Origin of the sequence: Brevibacillus borstelensis, from assembly GCF_036700025.1 — a bacterium.
Classification (GTDB): Bacteria; Bacillota; Bacilli; order Brevibacillales; family Brevibacillaceae; genus Brevibacillus; species Brevibacillus borstelensis.
In genome coordinates, this window is sequence record NZ_CP144922.1 from 1020890 (window position 1) to 1038758 (window position 17869).

General features: G+C 53.3%; 15 protein-coding genes. 12 read left to right on the forward strand and 3 right to left on the reverse strand.

All coding sequences use genetic code 11. The features are described 5' to 3' along the window. Positions 1 to 19: 19 nt before the first annotated feature. Both V5G20_RS04785 and V5G20_RS04790 read right to left on the reverse strand, forming a co-directional pair. The gene (locus tag V5G20_RS04785) at positions 20 to 1639 is read right to left on the reverse strand and encodes a peptide ABC transporter substrate-binding protein (protein ID WP_251255422.1); all 1620 of its coding nucleotides are present in this window, start codon (positions 1637 to 1639) and stop codon (positions 20 to 22) included. 133 nt (positions 1640 to 1772) lie between these two features. Continuing rightward, entirely contained in the window at positions 1773 to 2282 is a 510-nt protein-coding gene (locus V5G20_RS04790) for a hypothetical protein (protein ID WP_152562186.1), read from the reverse strand. 165 nt (positions 2283 to 2447) lie between these two features. On the opposite strand from V5G20_RS04790, the gene V5G20_RS04795 reads away from it, so the two are divergent. The 11 genes from V5G20_RS04795 to V5G20_RS04845 all read left to right on the forward strand — a co-directional run bounded on the left by V5G20_RS04795 (position 2448) and on the right by V5G20_RS04845 (position 15729). Then, a complete protein-coding gene (locus tag V5G20_RS04795) occupies positions 2448 to 4067 on the forward strand; it encodes an ABC transporter substrate-binding protein (RefSeq protein WP_003390107.1) in 1620 nt (539 codons plus the stop codon). 136 nt (positions 4068 to 4203) lie between these two features. After that, positions 4204 to 5385 (forward strand): amidohydrolase, encoded by a 1182-nt coding sequence (locus V5G20_RS04800; protein WP_024984643.1) that lies wholly within the window; start codon positions 4204 to 4206, stop codon positions 5383 to 5385. Positions 5386 to 5408: 23 nt separating this feature from the next. Then, positions 5409 to 6425, forward strand: a complete 1017-nt coding sequence (locus V5G20_RS04805; RefSeq protein ID WP_251237804.1) for an ABC transporter ATP-binding protein — start codon at positions 5409 to 5411, stop codon at positions 6423 to 6425. A gap of 2 nt (positions 6426 to 6427) precedes the next feature. Next, positions 6428 to 7396, forward strand: coding sequence for an ABC transporter ATP-binding protein (locus V5G20_RS04810; protein WP_003390104.1), 969 nt, complete (start codon positions 6428 to 6430; stop codon positions 7394 to 7396). Positions 7397 to 7452: 56 nt separating this feature from the next. After that, positions 7453 to 8472 carry an ABC transporter permease gene (locus tag V5G20_RS04815; protein ID WP_194247141.1) on the forward strand — a complete coding sequence of 340 codons (1020 nt, stop codon included), beginning with the start codon at positions 7453 to 7455 and terminating at the stop codon, positions 8470 to 8472. 35 nt (positions 8473 to 8507) lie between these two features. Next, complete coding sequence (gene nikC, locus V5G20_RS04820; RefSeq protein WP_371862602.1) at positions 8508 to 9383, forward strand: nickel transporter permease; 876 nt, start codon at positions 8508 to 8510, stop codon at positions 9381 to 9383. A 48-nt stretch (positions 9384 to 9431) separates the two neighbouring features. After that, the gene (gnd, locus tag V5G20_RS04825) at positions 9432 to 10334 is read left to right on the forward strand and encodes a phosphogluconate dehydrogenase (NAD(+)-dependent, decarboxylating) (RefSeq protein WP_003390099.1); all 903 of its coding nucleotides are present in this window, start codon (positions 9432 to 9434) and stop codon (positions 10332 to 10334) included. Between the two features lie 118 nt (positions 10335 to 10452). Continuing rightward, positions 10453 to 11325 (forward strand): MurR/RpiR family transcriptional regulator, encoded by an 873-nt coding sequence (locus V5G20_RS04830; protein WP_003390098.1) that lies wholly within the window; start codon positions 10453 to 10455, stop codon positions 11323 to 11325. 51 nt (positions 11326 to 11376) lie between these two features. Further along, positions 11377 to 12939, forward strand: a complete 1563-nt coding sequence (locus V5G20_RS04835) for a gluconokinase (RefSeq protein WP_122957831.1) — start codon at positions 11377 to 11379, stop codon at positions 12937 to 12939. Positions 12940 to 13348: 409 nt separating this feature from the next. Next, complete coding sequence (locus V5G20_RS04840; protein WP_122957830.1) at positions 13349 to 14818, forward strand: polysaccharide deacetylase family protein; 1470 nt, start codon at positions 13349 to 13351, stop codon at positions 14816 to 14818. 362 nt (positions 14819 to 15180) lie between these two features. After that, positions 15181 to 15729 (forward strand): hypothetical protein, encoded by a 549-nt coding sequence (locus tag V5G20_RS04845; RefSeq protein ID WP_338463192.1) that lies wholly within the window; start codon positions 15181 to 15183, stop codon positions 15727 to 15729. A 276-nt stretch (positions 15730 to 16005) separates the two neighbouring features. Here V5G20_RS04845 and V5G20_RS04850 read toward each other — a convergent pair whose 3' ends face one another. Next, positions 16006 to 16533 carry a DoxX family protein gene (locus V5G20_RS04850; protein WP_338463193.1) on the reverse strand — a complete coding sequence of 176 codons (528 nt, stop codon included), beginning with the start codon at positions 16531 to 16533 and terminating at the stop codon, positions 16006 to 16008. Positions 16534 to 16812: 279 nt separating this feature from the next. Here V5G20_RS04850 and V5G20_RS04855 point away from each other — a divergent pair, with 279 nt between their 5' ends. Further along, positions 16813 to 17835, forward strand: coding sequence for a hypothetical protein (locus tag V5G20_RS04855; RefSeq protein ID WP_035990100.1), 1023 nt, complete (start codon positions 16813 to 16815; stop codon positions 17833 to 17835). Positions 17836 to 17869 lie beyond the last annotated feature (34 nt).

A 17869-nucleotide genomic window follows, 5' to 3' on the forward strand; every position in this document is an offset into this window, starting at 1 on the left:
GGACGCCCCGGCTTCCACGCTACTTTTCGATATACGCGTACTTGAAGTAGGAACCGCCCAGCGGCAGGATGACGAAATCCTTCACCTTGTCGTTTTTCACATAGGCGTTTCCGCGGAAGTGGAGCGGAGCCAGCGGCATTTCCTCCATCAAAATCTTTTCTGCCTCAAACATCAGCTTTTTGCGCTTCTCCGGATCGGTTTCGTAGTAGCTTTGGTTCAGCAGATCGCGATACTTTTTGTTGTCAAAGCGGACTACGTTGTTGCCCCCGGCCTTGTCCTTGTACATTTCCAGAAAGTTGATCGGGTCGTTGAAATCCGCCCCCCACAGCCAGATGCCAAAATCGTACTTGCCATTTTGTACGTCGGAATTAAACACCTTCCACTCCGAGGTGCGGATCTCGATGTCGAGCCCCAGCGTTCGCTTCCACCCGTCCTGCAGGGCTTGCGCCAGCTTTTTGTCCGTCTCGCCGGTGTCATAGTAGTAGGTGACCTTCGGGAATTCCTTCAGTCCCAGCTCCTGCATCCCTTCGGCCAGAAGCTGCTTTGCCTTTTCCACATCTTCTTTGAAATAGCCGTCCGGATTCAGCCCCATGGAAATGGGCACCCAGCCGTACGCCGGAGGAACTCCAGTCTGCAGGATGTTGTCGATCAGCTCCTGGCGGTTGATGGAATAGGCGAATGCCTGGCGAATCTTTTTGTTGGTGAACGGCGGCTTTTCCGTGTTGAAGATGACGGCCTTGGTGCCGGGATTGTCCGCGACAAGGAGCCGGCCTTCTTCTTTGAGCTGTCCGACCGCGTCCGGCGACAAGCCAAAGGACGGGTAGCCGCCCCAGTCGAGGTCGCCGTTTTCAAACATGGAAAGGGCCGTGTTGTTGTCCTCGATCATAACGATTTCGATGCGGTCCAGCTTGACGCTGGCCTTGTCCCAATAGGTCGGACTTTTACTGAATGCCATCTTGGCCTTATGCTCCCACTCGTCGATCACGAACGGGCCGTTCCCGACGATGGTGGCTGCTTCCGTAGCCCATTTCGGATTGTTTTCGACCGTTTCCTTATGCAGTGGATAGTAGGTGGTGAAGGAGGTAAGCTCGCGGAAAAACGGAGTCGGCGAGCGCAAGGTGAATTCGACGGTGTAGTCGTCTGTTGCCTTGACTCCTACATCCTGCGGCGTCCCTGTCCCGTTGAAGTATTCCTCGCCGCCTTTGATGTAGAAGAGCTGGTAGGCGTAAGCCGAGGCGGTTTTGGGGTCGAGATTGCGCTTGATCGCGTATTCAAAATCGTGTGCGGTGACGGGATCGCCGTTGCTCCACTTGGCATCCCTGCGGAGGATAAAACGAAACTGGGTAAAATCGGGGGTATTGGTAAAGCTCTCGGCAACTGCGTTGATCAGTTCTCCTTGCCGATTCACAGCGGTTAAGCCTTCAAAGGCAAGATTGATCATATCCATGGAAGACGCATCTGTCGCGATGCCCGGGTCCATCGTCGGCGGTTCCCCGGTGATGCTCCAATGCAGTACCATCGGTTCGGTTGAAGACGTTTCGGAAGCAGGCTGAGCATTCTGTGAAGCATTCTCGCTGCAACCCGTTACAAGACTAAAGAGCAAAGCCGCGGCGGACAAGGCTGAAAACCATTTTTTCATGCTTTTCCTCCCAAATTGTCTTTGTCATTGCTAAAAGGATAAGGTGGAAAAATGATTATGTCATTCACCGTGATGTATAAATATAAGCCGAAATTAGCTCATAAAAAGTCAGTAAATTCATACAATTTGTCCCTTAACGAATAAAACGCATGGAAGAGGAGGTTTTGACTCGGGATAGCAAGGCAGCCGAAAATCCAGAAAGAAAATTTTTTTCAGGGCTGCCGGCTGGCGTAAATAGCGTCAACCGGGCGTGAACAGCAGTAAACTGGCGCGACCTGGCGTAAACTGGAGCAAACGCCGCAAACACTGCAAATACTGCAAACCATTGCCGATGCTGCAACCGCTGCAAACTGCCGCGAACGTCGCAACCGCTGCAAATGGTCGCCAGCGCTGCAAACGCGACAAACTGCACAAATCGTCGCGAGCTGCCGCAAACGCGACAAACGACAAACTGCTGTTGCTGCAAATCATAGAGAAAGGCATCTGAACGCAGGTGTCTTTTTTTCTTGACTGAACTGCCAGAGTAACGAAAAAGGGCATAAAGAAGCCATTTTAACGAAATATGACCTTCCGGTTGTAAAAAAATTTTCTTTATACTATTTTCAAATGTAAAAAAATTTACTATAATCCACCTTAAAGTCAATTCGACAAATTAATAAGATTTTCTATTTTTCGACATTATCAAAATCTCTCGGCGAGGAGGAGCTGACAAAAAAGTGGTTTGACATGAGGCTTGCAGCTTTCATCAGGAATGACAACTTGGAAGTTACCCGGCACCAATTTCAGGAGAAAAAAAGGGGGAGTTGTAATGAAGAAGCTTGCTATCAAGACGTCTGTTGTTTTATTGGCTGCACTGTTAGCGCTTACAGGATGTTCGTCCGGTTCCAATCCGTCCGATAAATCGTCGGAAAAGTCCGCAAGCGAGAAAATACTCGTAGTGGGACGGGGCGGAGACACAGTCACCCTCGACCCGGCGCAATCCACAGAAGACGAATCAAATCGCGTGACAGAGGAAGTCGTCGAAACCCTGGTTACATACAAAAAAGGGACCTCCGATCTGTCTCCTCTGCTGGCCAAGAGCTGGGAGGTTTCACCCGATAAGCTGTCGGTGACCTTCAAGCTGGAGGAAAATGTAAAGTTCCATGACGGCACCCCGTTCAACGCTGATGCAGTCGTGTTCAACTTCGAGCGCTGGTGGGACCCGAACCATCCGTACCATCAGGGAACGTTCTCGATCTTCAAAACGGATATGGGCGGATTCAAAGGCGATGATTCTACCGTGATCGAAGGCATCGAGAAGGTAGATGACCATACGGTACGGGTCAAGCTGAAGCACCCGTTTGCCCCGTTTGTCGCGATGCTGACAGAACCGCAATACGGCATCGTTTCGCCAGAGAGCTTGAAGAAGAGCAATGGTCAGTTTAAAGACCAACTGATCGGAACCGGGGCCTTCCAGTTTGTAAGCTGGACTCCAAACGACAAGGTCGTTCTCAAGAAAAATCCGGAATACCGCGTTCCTGGCTTCCCGAAAGTAGACCAGCTGATCTTCCAGGTAATCAAAGACAACTCGGCTCGTCTGAATGCATTGAAGTCGGGGCAGATCGACCTGATGGAAGGGGTCAATCCTTCCGATGTCAGCTCTCTGGAAAAGCTGCCCAATCTGAAAACGTACACCAGCGCGAGCAACAACGTCGGCTATCTGTCTTTCAACACCAAGCAAAAACCGTTTGACGATCCGCGCGTCCGTCAGGCGATCAGCATGACTATCGACAAGCAAGCGTTGATCGACGCCTTCTACTACGGACAGGCGGAGCCGGCTGTAACGATTCTTCCTTCGGGGAGCTGGGGCTTCAACAAGGAATTGAAAACCTATCCGGTTGACATCGAGAAAGCAAAGCAGCTGCTGGCCGAAGCAGGCTATCCAAACGGCTTCCAAACGGAACTGTGGGCCATGCCTGTCGCCCGTCCGTACATGCCGCAGCCGGAAAAAATCGCAACGGCCTTGCAGGCGAGCATGAAGCAGATCGGTGTCGACGCCAAAATCGTTTCGTTTGAATGGGCGACGTATCTCGACAAGGTACAGAGCGGCGAAGCGCCAATGGCTCTCTTGGGCTGGTCCTCCGCTACCTGGGACCCGACGACGATGATGTACACGCATCACCGTTCCACGGACAGCGTGCCGACCAACAATATCTCAATGTATAAAAATCCAGAAGTGGACAAGCTGCTCGATGATGCACTACAGGAGCCCGATCAGGAAAAACGGGCGGAGATGTACAAAAAAGCGCAGGAAATCATCTATCAAGACGCGCCGATCAACCCGCTGGTGCACTCGACTCCGGTGCGGGCGGCTAGCGCGAGGGTAGCGAATTACGTTCCGCAGGTTACCTACGGTCCGCAGTTTACGGATGTAGATCTCACCAATTAGAAAACGCCTGCACGGTTTTACAAAAACGTGAGGGCAAAAAATAGAGAGCTGCACCTGCATGTCTTGCGGCAACGCGTGCAGGTGCGGTCACCTTACGGGGAAAGAATGACGAAGCGCGAGGAGGCGACGGTGCCCGATGAGTACCACACGCGATCATCTGGAGACTATGGCAGAGCAAATCAAGGAACAAGTCATTGCATGGAGGCGTCACCTTCACGAAAATCCGGAGCTTTCGTATGAGGAAGTGAACACCTCCCGCTTTATATATGAAACGCTGCAAACGTTTGAGGGACTGGAGCTGTCGCGGCCGACTGAAACGAGCGTAATGGCCCGGCTGATCGGCAGCGAGCCGGGAAAAACATTGGCGATTCGGGCCGACATCGACGCATTGCCGATCCCGGAAGAAAATGATTTTTCGTTTGTTTCCAAAAATCCCGGCGTCATGCATGCCTGCGGACATGATGGACACACCTCGATCCTGCTCGGGACGGCAAAAATTCTGGCCGGCATGCGCGAGCAGGTAAAAGGGGAAATCCGCTTCCTGTTCCAGCACGCCGAAGAGCAGTTCCCTGGCGGAGCGGAGCAAATGGTCGAGGCGGGCGTGATGGATGGAGTCGACATGGTGATCGGGCTTCACCTGCATTCTCCGCTGGAGGTAGGGTACGTGGCCGTCAGTGCGGGGCCTTCCCACGCGGCTGCCGATACGTTTGAAATTACGGTGTTGGGCAAAGGCGGGCATGCCGCGCAGCCGCATGACACGGTAGACAGTCTGGCTGTAGCCGCGCAGGTCGTAACGAATCTGCAATATGTGGTCTCGCGCAATACGGACCCGATCGAGCCGCTCGTCCTCTCTGTGACCAAAGTGACAGGGGGAACGGCCAACAACGTCATTCCTGGCGCTGTCCACCTGGGCGGTACAGTCCGCTTGTACAATCCCGAGGTGCGCAAGACGATTCCCACTTTGATGGAACGCGTCATCAAAGGCGTCACCGAGGCTCACGGAGCGTCGTACGAGTTCCATTACACGTACGGAAATGCCCCGGTCATTAACGACAATGAGCTGACGGCAAAAGTGAGAGAAACGTTGGTCGAGGTATTCGGGGCAGATCAGGTTCAGCCGCTGATTCCTACGATGGGCGGAGAAGACTTTTCTTCTTTCCTTACGAAGGCGCCCGGCACGTATTTCTGGGTGGGAGCGGGCAACGTGTCCAAAGGAATCGTCCATCCGCATCACCACCCCCGCTTTACGATTGACGAGGATTCGCTTGTCATCGGCGTCAAAGCGTTTACGAACGTTGCACTTTCACTGCTCAAATAGCTTGGACAGAAAGGGATAAAACGATGGCTCCACTACTATCTGTGCGTGGTTTGCAAACCTATTTTTTTACTGACGACCTGGTTGTCAAATCCGTTGATCGTGTAGATCTCACGCTGGACGAAGGGGAAATCCTGGGTGTCGTCGGAGAGTCCGGCTGTGGAAAAAGCGTCACATCGCTGTCGATCATGGGGCTTGTGCCCAACCCACCCGGCAAGGTGGTCGGCGGGGAAATCCAGTTTGAAGGCAGGGACCTGCTCAAGCTGTCGGCAAAAGAGATGCGCGCCATCCGCGGCAATCAGATCGCGATGATTTTCCAGGAGCCGATGACCAGCCTGAACCCGGTCTTCCGCATTGGCGAGCAGATGTGCGAGACGATTCAGCTGCATATGGGGCTGAAAAAGAAAGAGGCCAAAGAGCGTGCCATCCAGTTGCTGAAGCAGGTAGGCCTGCCGAGGGCAGAGCAAGTGGTCGACGAATACCCGCATCAGCTTTCTGGAGGAATGCGCCAGCGCGTCATGATCGCCATGGCGATGGCGTGCAATCCCAAGCTGCTGATTGCCGACGAGCCGACGACCGCGCTGGACGTGACGATTCAGGCGCAAATTCTCGATTTGATGAATCGCATCTCCAAGGAGTCGGGAACAGCCATCATGCTGATTACCCACGACCTTGGCGTGGTGGCGGAAATGTGCCACCGGGTCGTCGTCATGTACGCCGGCAAGGTCGTGGAGGAAGCGGATGTCCACACGCTGTTCTCCGACCCGAAGCACCCCTACACGCAGGGACTGCTGCGGTCGATGCCGACGCTGCACGAGCGAAAGGACAGGCTCGACTCGATCAAGGGCAACGTGCCCATACCGGCGGAAATGCCCAAAGGCTGCAAATTCGCGCCGCGCTGCGAGCATGCCTCCGAAATCTGTCTCGGGGAGGAGCCTGTGCTTCAGCAGGTGGGCGGCGCCAAACCGCACCAAGTGCGATGCTGGCTCTTTGCGGAAGAACGACCTTCTCACCTGGCGAACCCGGAAGCGAGGAGCGAGTGACTATGAAAAAAGCGCTGTTGGAAGTAAACGGACTCAAAACGTACTACCCGGTCGGAAGCAAATCGCTGCTGGGTCGCCAGCAGCATTTTGTCAAGGCGGTAGACGATGTCAGCTTTACGATTTATGAGGGCGAAACATTTGGACTTGTCGGCGAAAGCGGCTGCGGCAAGTCGACGACAGGCAGATCGATCCTGCGCCTGACCGAGCCGACGGATGGCGAGGTGCTGTTTCAAGGGGAGAATCTGGCTGCGCTGAGTGAAAGGGAAATGCAGGCCAAGCGCAGAGACTTGCAGATCATTTTCCAGGACCCCTTCGCTTCGTTGAATCCACGCATGACGATCGGTCAGATCCTGGAGGAACCGCTGCTGGTTCACGGGGTGAAGAGCAAAACAGAGCGGCAGCGGCGTGTCAGCGAGCTGCTTGAAGTAGTCGGATTGCACCGGTATCACGCCGACCGGTACGCGCATGAATTCAGCGGCGGCCAAAGGCAGCGGATCGGGATCGCCCGGGCGCTTGCCCTCAAGCCAAAGCTGGTCGTGGCAGACGAGCCGGTTTCCGCTCTGGATGTAAGCATCCAGTCCCAGGTGATCAACCTGATGCAGGATTTGCAAAAGCAGTTTCAGCTTACCTATTTGTTTATTGCCCATGACCTGAGCGTGGTGCGTCACATCTGCAACCGGGTGGGGGTCATGTACCTCGGCCGGATCGTCGAGCAGGGGGAATGCGACAAGCTGTACGAAAACCCGCTCCATCCATACACCCAAGCGCTGCTTTCAGCGGTACCGATTCCCGACCCGAGCCAACAGCGGGAGCGGATCATCCTGCAGGGCGATGTGCCAAGTCCGGTCAATCCGCCTGTCGGATGCGCCTTTCATCCACGGTGCCCGCATGCGATGGATGTGTGCAGGACGACCCGTCCGGATTTCAGAGAGGCACACGAAGGGCAGCTGGTTGCCTGTCATTTGTACTAAGGCGGGTGTAACAGATACCGTTCAGGCCGCAAAGGCTGTGGACAGATTTTGAAGCAATGGGGTGTAAACCAGTGATAAGGTACACAGCCAGACGAATCTTTCAATTAATCCCGGTACTCTTCGGCGTATCCATTATCGTTTTCGCGATCATCAACCTGATTCCGGGCGATCCTGCGCAGGTCATTTTGGGCGAGCGGGCGGACGCGGAGTCGATACAGAAGCTGCGTCACGAGCTCGGGCTTGATTTGCCGCTGTATCAGCAGTACGGCAACTACTTGCTGAACATTTTGCAGGGAGACCTGGGCACATCGCTGGTGACGGGAAAGGCGATCAGCGAAGAGCTGCTCCCGCATTTGGCGGCTACGGCGGAGCTGACGCTGTTTGCGATGATCTTTGCCGTGATCGTCGGGGTCAATGTGGGAATTGTATCGGCGTGGAAACGGAACACCTGGATCGACTACATACCGATGCTGCTGGCGTTGGTCGGGGTGTCCATGCCGATCTTTTGGCTCGGCTTGATGGAGCAATGGCTGTTCGGGCTGCAGTTGGAATGGCTGCCGGTTCTCGGACGCAATGACCCGCGGGTGACCGTCGAGACCATCACCCATTTTTATCTGATCGACACGCTGCTGGCGGGGAATTACGAGCAGTTCTGGTCCTCCGTGCGCCACCTGATCCTTCCGGCGATGGCGCTGGGAACGATCCCGATGGCGTACATCGCCCGGATGACCCGGTCGAGCATGCTGGAGGTGCTGAAGCACGACTATGTCCGCACTGCGCGGGCAAAGGGCCTGCACGAATTCTTTGTCGTCTACAAGCACGGATTGAAAAATGCCTTCGCTCCTGTGATGACGATCATCGGCCTGGAGGTTGGGCGGCTTCTGGGAGGAGCCGTGTTGACCGAGACGATCTTCGGATGGCCGGGCGTTGGCCAGTACATCTACAATGCCATCGGCTACCGCGATTACGCTGTCATCCAGTCCGGCATTTTGGTGCTTGCTGTCATCTTCATTGTCGTGAATCTGATCGTCGACTTGTTGTACAGCTATCTTGACCCAAGAATTCAATACAAATAGCGAGGTGTTCCCTGATGCAGTCGGGTTTGGCAACGATGCCGGCAGAAGAATTGTCCGCCGGCAAGGTACGGAGACGAACACCATGGAGTGAAGGCGTAAGGAGACTGCGCAAGCAAAAAGCGGCAGTCATCGGCGGCGCGCTGGTCTTGCTGTTCATCCTCACGGGATTGTTTGCGCCTTTGCTCGCGCCGCATGATCCCATCGAGCAAAACCTCGCCAACACGCTGCAGCCTCCGTCTGCAGAGCACTGGTTTGGAACGGACGACTCCGGCCGGGATATGTTTTCGAGAATCTTGTACGGAGCCCGCATCTCGATGACGATTGGTATTTTCTCTGTCCTGGGCTCCCTGGTAGTAGGTACGCTGCTCGGCTTGATTGCCGGGTTTTACGGCAAATGGATCGATACGCTGATTTCCCGCATCTTCGACGTCATGCTGGCGTTTCCCGGCATTTTGCTGGCCATCGCGATCGTCGCGATCCTCGGACCGGGACTGTTCAACGCGCTTTTGGCGATTGCGATCGTCAACGTGCCGATGTACGGCCGTCTGGTGAGGGCAAAGGTGCTGGGTATCAAGCAAGAGGAGTACATCATGGCGGCGCGAGCGCAGGGCATGTCGCAGGTCCGCATACTGTTTCGCCATGTACTGCCCAACAGTTGGACTCCCTTGATCGTTCAGGGGACGCTGGGCGTGGCTTCCGCCATTTTGGAAGCGGCCGCGCTGGGCTTCCTCGGACTGGGGGCGCAGCCTCCGGAAGCGGAGTGGGGAAAAATGCTGGCAGACTCCCGCGACTATATCACGACGGCACCGTGGGTCGTGATGATTCCCGGCTTTGCCATTATGGCAAGCGTGATCGGATTCAACCTGTTTGGCGATGGATTGCGCGATGCGCTTGATCCAAAGGCACAGTAGGCTTTCGTCGAACACAAGCGTCTTAATTTCTTGCATGGTGGTGGAATTATGAATATTGGTCTCGTTGGTCTAGGAAAAATGGGGCTGAATTTAGGATGTAGCATGATCGCAAAAGGGCATCACGTAATTGGATGCGATATTGACCAGTATTCTTTGCAAAAGTTTGAACAGGCCGGAGGAATGGCCAGCCAATCCTATCAGGAGCTGGCCGAGCGGCTGTCCGTCTCCCCGAGGATCATCTGGATGATGGTGCCGGCAGGTGAGCTGGTGGACCAAGTCATCGAGGCCGTCCTGCCGCATCTGTCTCCGGGAGATATTCTGATTGACGGCGGAAACTCGTTTTACAAGGACTCGATCAGAAGATACGAGCGCGTGAAGCAATCCGGCGTTCATTACCTGGATATCGGCACGAGCGGAGGAACTGAGGGAGCACGTAATGGCGCATGTCTGATGGTCGGAGGAGAAGAGGACGTGTACGCTGTAGTAGAGCCGCTGCTGCGGGATATTTCGCTGGCGCATGGCTACTTGTACACGGGTCCTGCCGGTTCAGGACATTTCCTGAAAATGGTGCATAACGGCATCGAATACGGAATGATGCAGGCGATTGGAGAAGGCTTCGAAATTCTCGACAAAGGGCCGTTTTCCTATGACTACGAGAAAGTGGCGCGGTTGTTCAACAGCGGCTCGGTCATCCGCTCCTGGCTGATGGAACTGTTGGAGCAGGCTTTTTCGGAAGACCCGCGGCTTTCCACGATCAAAGGCGTGATGCACGCGTCGGGCGAAGGACAGTGGACAGTCGAAACGGCTCTCGACCTGAAAATATCCGTGCCTGTCATCGCCATGTCCCTTTTGATGCGCTACCGCTCGCTGGATGAGGACGTGTTCCACGGCAAGGTCGTCGCCGCACTGCGGAACCAGTTTGGCGGCCACGCTGTGGAAAAAGCCGACTAGCCTTCGCAGCGGGAGTGTCGACGGGCAACAGGTTTCCGAAGAAGTTGCTATGCGCGGGAGCGGAATTTGGTAAAATCATGGTAATAGTCCGCTTGCGTGTTTTTGAGGAGGTTTCCCAATGAACAAACCGAATTTCCCCTGGAAAGAAGACCAGGGCTGCTTGGCTCGCATTCGCTACATGTACGACAATTTCACGGCTACGGAATTGAATATCGCCAACTATATACTGAATCACCCGAAGGATATCATTCACCTCTCGATTACACAGTTTGCCGAGATGGCCAATTGTGCGGATGCGTCTATTTTTCGGTTTTGCAGGCGACTTGGCTACGAAGGGTACCAGGCGCTGAAAATTTCATTGGCTGCCGACCTGGTGACGCCGCTGCAGGCGATTCATGAAGAGGTCGAAATCTCGGACAATATGGCGACGATCGCCAAAAAAGTGTTTACGGTAAACGCCGAGACGTTAAGCGATACATTGCAGGTGCTGGACCCCGACTCCCTGGAGCAGGCGGTAAACGCGATCGCCAAAGCAGACCGGGTGGAATTCTACGGCTGCGGAGGCTCAGGGCCCATCGCCCTGGACGCGTATCACAAGTTTGTGCGGACAGGCCTGTCATGCATCGCCTTGACAGACTCCCACCTGCAGATCGTATCCGCCGGACTGCTGAAGCCCGGGAGTGTCGTGGTGGGCATCTCGCATTCCGGTAGCAGCAAGGACATCATCGACGCGGTACAGGCTGCCAAGGAAGCGGGCGTGACCACGATTTGCATTACGGACTATACCAAATCGCCGTTGACCAAAATCTCTGACATCGTGCTGTATACGTCGTCGCGGGAGACGCTGTTGCGCCCCGAGTCGATGTCTTGCAGACTGGCGCAGATCAGCATCCTGGATACGCTGTTTATCGGCGTCTCCATGCTGCGGGAAGAAGAAACCTACGACAATCTGGCAAAGGTTCGGAAGCTGATTGCCCAAAAGCGGTATTGACCATTTTGCTTGCCTTACCCCATATGATTTTCTGATTGAGAGGGTACATCAATGGGACAACAAACCATCTACATGGGTTTAGATATCGGGACTACAAGCACCAAAGGCGTACTGAGCAATTTGTCCGGTGAGATTTTGGCGGAGAGCATGGTGGAGTATCCCATCTACCAGCCGCAGCCCGGCTGCGCGGAACAGGACCCGAATGAAATCTCCCGGGCCGTATGGATGGTTGCCCGGCAGCTGATGCGGTCAGAGGCGGCACAGACCGGGCAATTGGCTGCGATCGGCTTCAGCAGCGCGATGCACAGTGTGATACTCGTGGATGAAGCGCATCAGCCGCTGACACCGTGCATTATTTGGGCGGACAACCGGAGCGCGGCAGAAGCGAGAGAGCTTTTGGAAAGCAGCGCAGGTCTTGGGCTGTACCGAAAAACGGGGACGCCTATCCATCCCATGTCGCCGCTGACCAAGCTGCGCTGGCTGTCGCGGATGAGGCCGCAATTGCTGAAAAGCGCCCACAAGATCATTTCGATCAAGGAATACGTCTTGTATCAGCTATGCAAAACGTATGCGGTCGATTATTCAATTGCCTCCACCACCGGATTGTTCAACCTCAGGCAGCTTGAGTGGGACCGGGAAGCGTTGGAGTACGCAGGCATCTCGCCCGGGCAGCTTTCCCGGCCAGTTCCGACGACACATATCCTGGAGATCTCGGAAAAGGACAAGGCCGGAGAGCTCGGGATTCCGCCGCAAACGCCAATCGTCATCGGGGCAAGCGACGGCGTCCTGGCCAATCTCGGGGTAGGGGCCATCACGGGGGAAGCGGCGGCGATCACGATCGGAACGAGCGGCGCTGTCCGCACCGTGCGAAGAGAGCCGTTGACCGATGAGCGGATGCGCTCCTTTTGCTATGCGCTGACCGAAAGCTACTGGGTCGTCGGCGGCCCGATCAACAACGGCGGCATTGCGCTCAAATGGTTCAAGGACCAGTTTGCCGGAGACGAACGGGTACTGGCGGCGGAGACGGGGGATCACATCTACGACATCATCACGCGGGAAGCGGAGCGGATACAGCCGGGCTCAGAGGGCCTGCTGTTTCTCCCGTATTTGACCGGGGAACGTGCGCCGCATTGGAACGCGCAGGCGCGGGGTGTATTTTTCGGGGCCGGGCTGAATCACCGGCGCCAGCATTTTATGCGGGCGGTGCTGGAGGGAGTCGTTTTCAGCGCATTCAGCGTCTACCAATCGCTGATGTCGACAGAACAATCTGGAAAAAGCCTTTTGGCGACAGGCGGCTTTGTCCGCTCTCCGGTCTGGCTGCAGATGACGGCAGATGTATTCGGCGTACCTGTCCACGTGCCGGCTTCTCGGGAAAGCGCGTGTCTCGGGGCTATTATGCTGGCCATGCTGGCGACCGGGGCTATCTCTACTTTGGAGGAGACGCGCTCGATCGTCAGGATTACGGAGACCTATACTCCGAACGAAAAACACACAGGAGTGTATCAGGAGCTGCATAAGCTGTTTTCTGATGTGTACCGTTCGCTTGTTCCTCATTTTGATACGCTGTCAAAATGGCGGGAAGCCCAGCCTGACATCGTGAGAGCAGGAAAATAGAGAAGAAACGCTTAACACACTGCACGTCGGACAGAAGTACCGGCCAAAGCAGTTGGGAACTGATTAACAGCAGAAGGCAGTCACAGCGAGAGGAAAGATCTCTCACTGCGACTGCCTTCTTTAGCTTTAGATGCATCCTATTTGCCTTTGCCTGGCAGCAGCAGCTAAAAGCGATTCTAAGCTTTTTGGGGTTTCGTCCTCCAATAACTGCAAACGCGGCGGCAGGCGAGATCACTGGGGCATTTCTACTTGTTCAGAATCCTTTCAGTTTCGCTTGCTAAGATAAACGATGCTGATTCGGCTTACTGTTTGCCAAACCGCATGGTCCCTGCTGATTGCTTAAACCCGGGCTCAACCTCTCTGAAAAACCAACTTTCATTAATTATGTTTCGAGAAAGGAGTAGAAAGCATGACGATCTGTAAAAACCGAGCAACAACTAGAATTTTTGCTAGAACGATATTGGCAGCGACAGCCCTCGTCCTGCTGACGAGCTGGGGCTCTATGGCAAGCCGGGTGAATGCTGCTGCAAGCTCCCAGACACTGAACAAACCGGCCACCCAAACCGCCCGCAATACTGCCGAAAAGAGCAAAGCGATCTCGATGGTCTACACCACGAAACGGGAGCTGGCCCTCACCTTCAATGGCTTGGGGGACGCACAAAAGATGAAGCGGCTGCTCGACGATCTCGACACCTACAAGATCAAGGCAACCTTCTTTTTGCCGGGAGACAAAGTAGCCAAGCAGCCTGCATTGGCAAAGGAGATTATCGCCAGGGGGCATGAAATCGAGAACAATGCGGTGCGTTCGCTGGATTTGACAAAGCTGACCTACGAGCAAATGGACCGGGAGATAAAAGCGAGCCAGGAGCTGATCAAGCAGAAAACGGGTGCAGTCCCCCGGTATGTCAGGACGAGTTTGGGAACATATACGGATGATGTCCTACGGGCGGCTGCTCATAACGGAGAGGATGCCGTGATCGGGTACAGCCTGTTTCTGCACAACTGGGAAAAGGAAACCGATGAGCAAAAGTACCACTACGTGAGAAAGTACATCAACCGCGGAGGCATCATCGCCTTGGATATCGAGGAGAACAAGCATCTGGCCGTATCCATTCCGCTGCTCGCCAAGGCCGCGGCAGATGCGGGATACGAGTACGTCAAGCTGGACAAGCTGATCAAGGATGGAGCAGAGAAAAAGCCGCTCAAAGACATTGAGGGATACGACGCGGCAAAAATCAATCCCGACTACGGCAACGCGTCGTACAAGCTCGTGAAAGAGCTGGATACGGACGAAAAGAAGGTCGCCCTGACATTTGACGATTGGGGGAGCGACGCGAACGTCACGAAAATTCTCGACATCCTGGACAAGCATCAGGTGAAAGCGACCTTTTTCCTGCGAGCGGACGGAACGGTCAAGAACCCCAATTTGGCCAGGGCGATGGCAGAAGCGGGGCACGATGTGGCTAATCATACGTACTCGCACCCGACTGGCACCGAAATTACGCCGGAGCAGCTGCAGGAGGAAGTAGTCAAGGCTCACCAGATCATTACCGAAGCGATTCAGCAAAAGCCTGCGATGCTGTTCCGGCCGCCATTTGGAGCGCAAAACGAAAAATCGCTGAAGGCCATCGCCGCTACTGGTTATTCTACGATCGCCATGTTTTCGGTCATACCGTCCGATCACGATTCGAAAAACAGCGCGGATGATATCGTGAATGCCGTTTTGAAGCAGACGAAAAACGGAAGCGTGATCCTCCTTCACATGCTGGACGATATCCACACGGCAGAGGCTTTGCCGAGAATCATCGAAGAGCTGCAGAAGCAGGGGTATAGGTTTGTAAAGATGACGGAAGAAAAAAATAACCAACAATGGAAATGATTCAAAATACCTCAAGAGATAAAAAGTTAAAGACTATAAAGTAAGATACACCTTACAGAGACATAATGAAAACTTTGCGGTTGACTGTGACTCTGTAGGGTGTATTTGCTATAGATAGAGTGACTCGTTCATCAAAGGAATAGGAATTGAAATTTATTGGCAATTACATAAAATTGATTTAATATACATATTGTGGAAAATAAAAAGTGGAGGTTAAGTGATGAAAAAATTAATTTCTTCTTTAGTCTTCGTTATTTTTAATCGGGGCAATACTGTTTACAGGAGTTGCTTCTCCTAAGACGGTTGAGGCAAAAAATTCTTCAGTTCCAATTAAGGATATTGAATTTTTAACAGGGAAAAGCTTGAAAGGGTACAACTTTATAGAATACAATGAGCCTGTAACGAAAAGATATGACGGGAAGCATGAGGTTTTACTAGGATACTATGAACCTGTACAAAATTCAGGCAAATCTAAACCACAGGACTATAGAGAATACGATGTATGGTATGTGTACGATCAGGGAATAACCCAAAGCTGGTCTTACCTTTCAAATCCTTATTTTATCATTAGTGTTGCACGAGGTATGGAATATGAAGAATCTAAAGAGGTTTCTTCAACTTTTACAGCTTCATATGGTACAAATATTCCAAGTGCAGCCAAATCTTCTGTTAATGAAGCTTTTGAGTTGAGTTCATCCGGAACGAAAAAAGTAACAGTAAGAGTAAAACTGTCGGGGCCAGACGCTGGTTACAGTAGCCGAGATTTTTATTACAAAAATGGTAGACACACTCATGCGGTGCGGATTGTTCAGGAACACAGATCAAATTGGGACGGGAAGCTTTGGACAAAAGAATACTCTAGCACTGTAGGAGTTCCGGCGATCTACCACTACTCTGTCGATAGAAAATAGGAGATTCGTATGATCAATCAACTTATTAGATGGCTTTTGTTATGCATTCTGGTTGTTTCATGCTTATCCTTGCTTGTAGTGTATCAGTTTCATGATTATATAGGTGAAGTACATAGTGCAAGGGCTCTGCCTTTGGCCGTTGTAATTGGATTGACCTCCATAGCTGTTGCCATTTATGAGAAACAGAAATAACTTCCTTGAAAAGGCCCTGGCCCTCCAGCAATCTGCCGCATGGAGGGTCAGGGCCTTTTCACGCATCCAACACAAGAGCTCCGGTTAAATGATCTTCCGGTTTGTAAGAAGGATCGGTTTGGGCGGATTCTTATGAAACAAGCGGTCGTAAAACGGAAACAGATAGCGGTCAAGACCGATCATGCCAGCATTGCGGCCGCCGACCAGCAGGAAGATGCCAAACAAGATCATCCACGGGTTGGTAGAGACGGTGCCGGCCAAGAGGAAAGCGAAGTTCATCACGACCCCAAAGAATCCGGCAGCCGTGGTCAAGCAGCCGAGGATCAAGCCAAGCCCGACGAGAAACTCGCCCAGCGGGATCAGAAAGTTGAACAGTTGGGCGTTAGGCAGGGCGAAGCTCTCCAGAAACGCGGTGTAGTTCGGGTAAACGACTTCATTATGGCTGGTAACGGGGTTGGCAACGGCGTTCTGCAGAAATTTGGCGGTTTGAAAGCCTTCCGCGCTGGTCAGCTTGCCCCAGCCTGCGGTCAGCCATTGCCATCCGATGTATAGGCGCGCGAGCAACAGCAGCACGGAGGCGTATGCATTGTTTCGAAGCCAGTTCACGATCATAACGGTCATCTCCATCTTGTGACTTGAGTAGTTGAACCTTTCAGCCTGGCGGGGTGTGTTCCAGATAGGTTCACTTGCAATTGTAGGGGAAATCAATGGATTTATCTGTAAGGGAGCTCCCTGAAACGAGAGGGGAAGCTCCCTGATTTGTTGGGAGGTGATTTCCTGACGGATCCAACTCATCCAAAATTTCTGGAGGAATATTTGCTTGTAGGTGTCACGAAATTGCCGCTGCTGGATCAAATGAGTGATTCGAAAGCTGAAAGGATGATTTTCGTGATGAAAAAACAAACACTTTTGTCCATAAGCATGCTGGCGCTGTTGGTATCTGCCGCAGCATCGCCGTTCCCAGGAATCTCTTCGACCGTGCACGCAGCCAATAACGCCCCAGTGCCAGCTGCGGCCCCGAAAATGATCACCATCGCGGAGCTGGACAAAAAGGTTGTCGACGCGGCAGCCCAAGCCATGCAGCAACTAGCAGAAGGCAAACCCATTGTGCTGGAGAGAGTCAGCGGCCAAAATAAAGATTGCTGGGTTCTCTCTGCCAAAGACGACAGGGGAGAAGTCCTCATCGCCAAGAGCAATGGCGACATTGTTTCGATGCGGATACGCTTCAAGCTCGACGAAGTAAATGCCGCTTTGAAAGCGACTGTCATGAACACGCTGAAAGAAATGGACGCCAAGCGTTCGTTCAACATTCGTGAGGTCGAGCGGATCAAGTGGGAAAAGCAAAACATCTGGTCGTTTAACGGAGAAGGCGTCAATGTGGCGCTTGAGCCCGGCACAGGCAAAGTTCTACACGCCAACGCGGAATATGAAGCGGCACAGGTTCCCGCAGCAGTCGTTCAAGCTGCTCAGCAAACGCTGAAAGGACTGTCCGGGGGGAAGCAGGTTCCCTTGGCGCCTTCCGCGACGCTTTACAAAAACCCGCAGGAGCACATCGACAATTTGTGGGGACTTTCGGATAAAGACGGAAAATACGTAGTGGGCATCGGAGCCAAAACGGGAAAACCGCTATCCGTCAAAATGCTTGAGCAAATCTCCGGAGACAATTTTGTCTTTGAAAGAGACATCCCGAAAGTGTTTGCGAAGCCTTTCTACACGATAGAAAAAGCAATCGACGCAGCCAGCCCGGCGGTGAAAAAGCACTTTCAGATCGATTTGGCCGGGTACGACATGGCTGTCCAGCATGATACGTACACCTTTACGAAAAAGGGCAAACCCACCGTTATCGCCCAGATCAACAAAAAAGGAACCTTCTGGAGCTTCCTCGTGACGCCGGAAAACGGCCTGGCGAACTAGCGCAGAGCAAGGGACGAGATGAAATGAAGGAGAC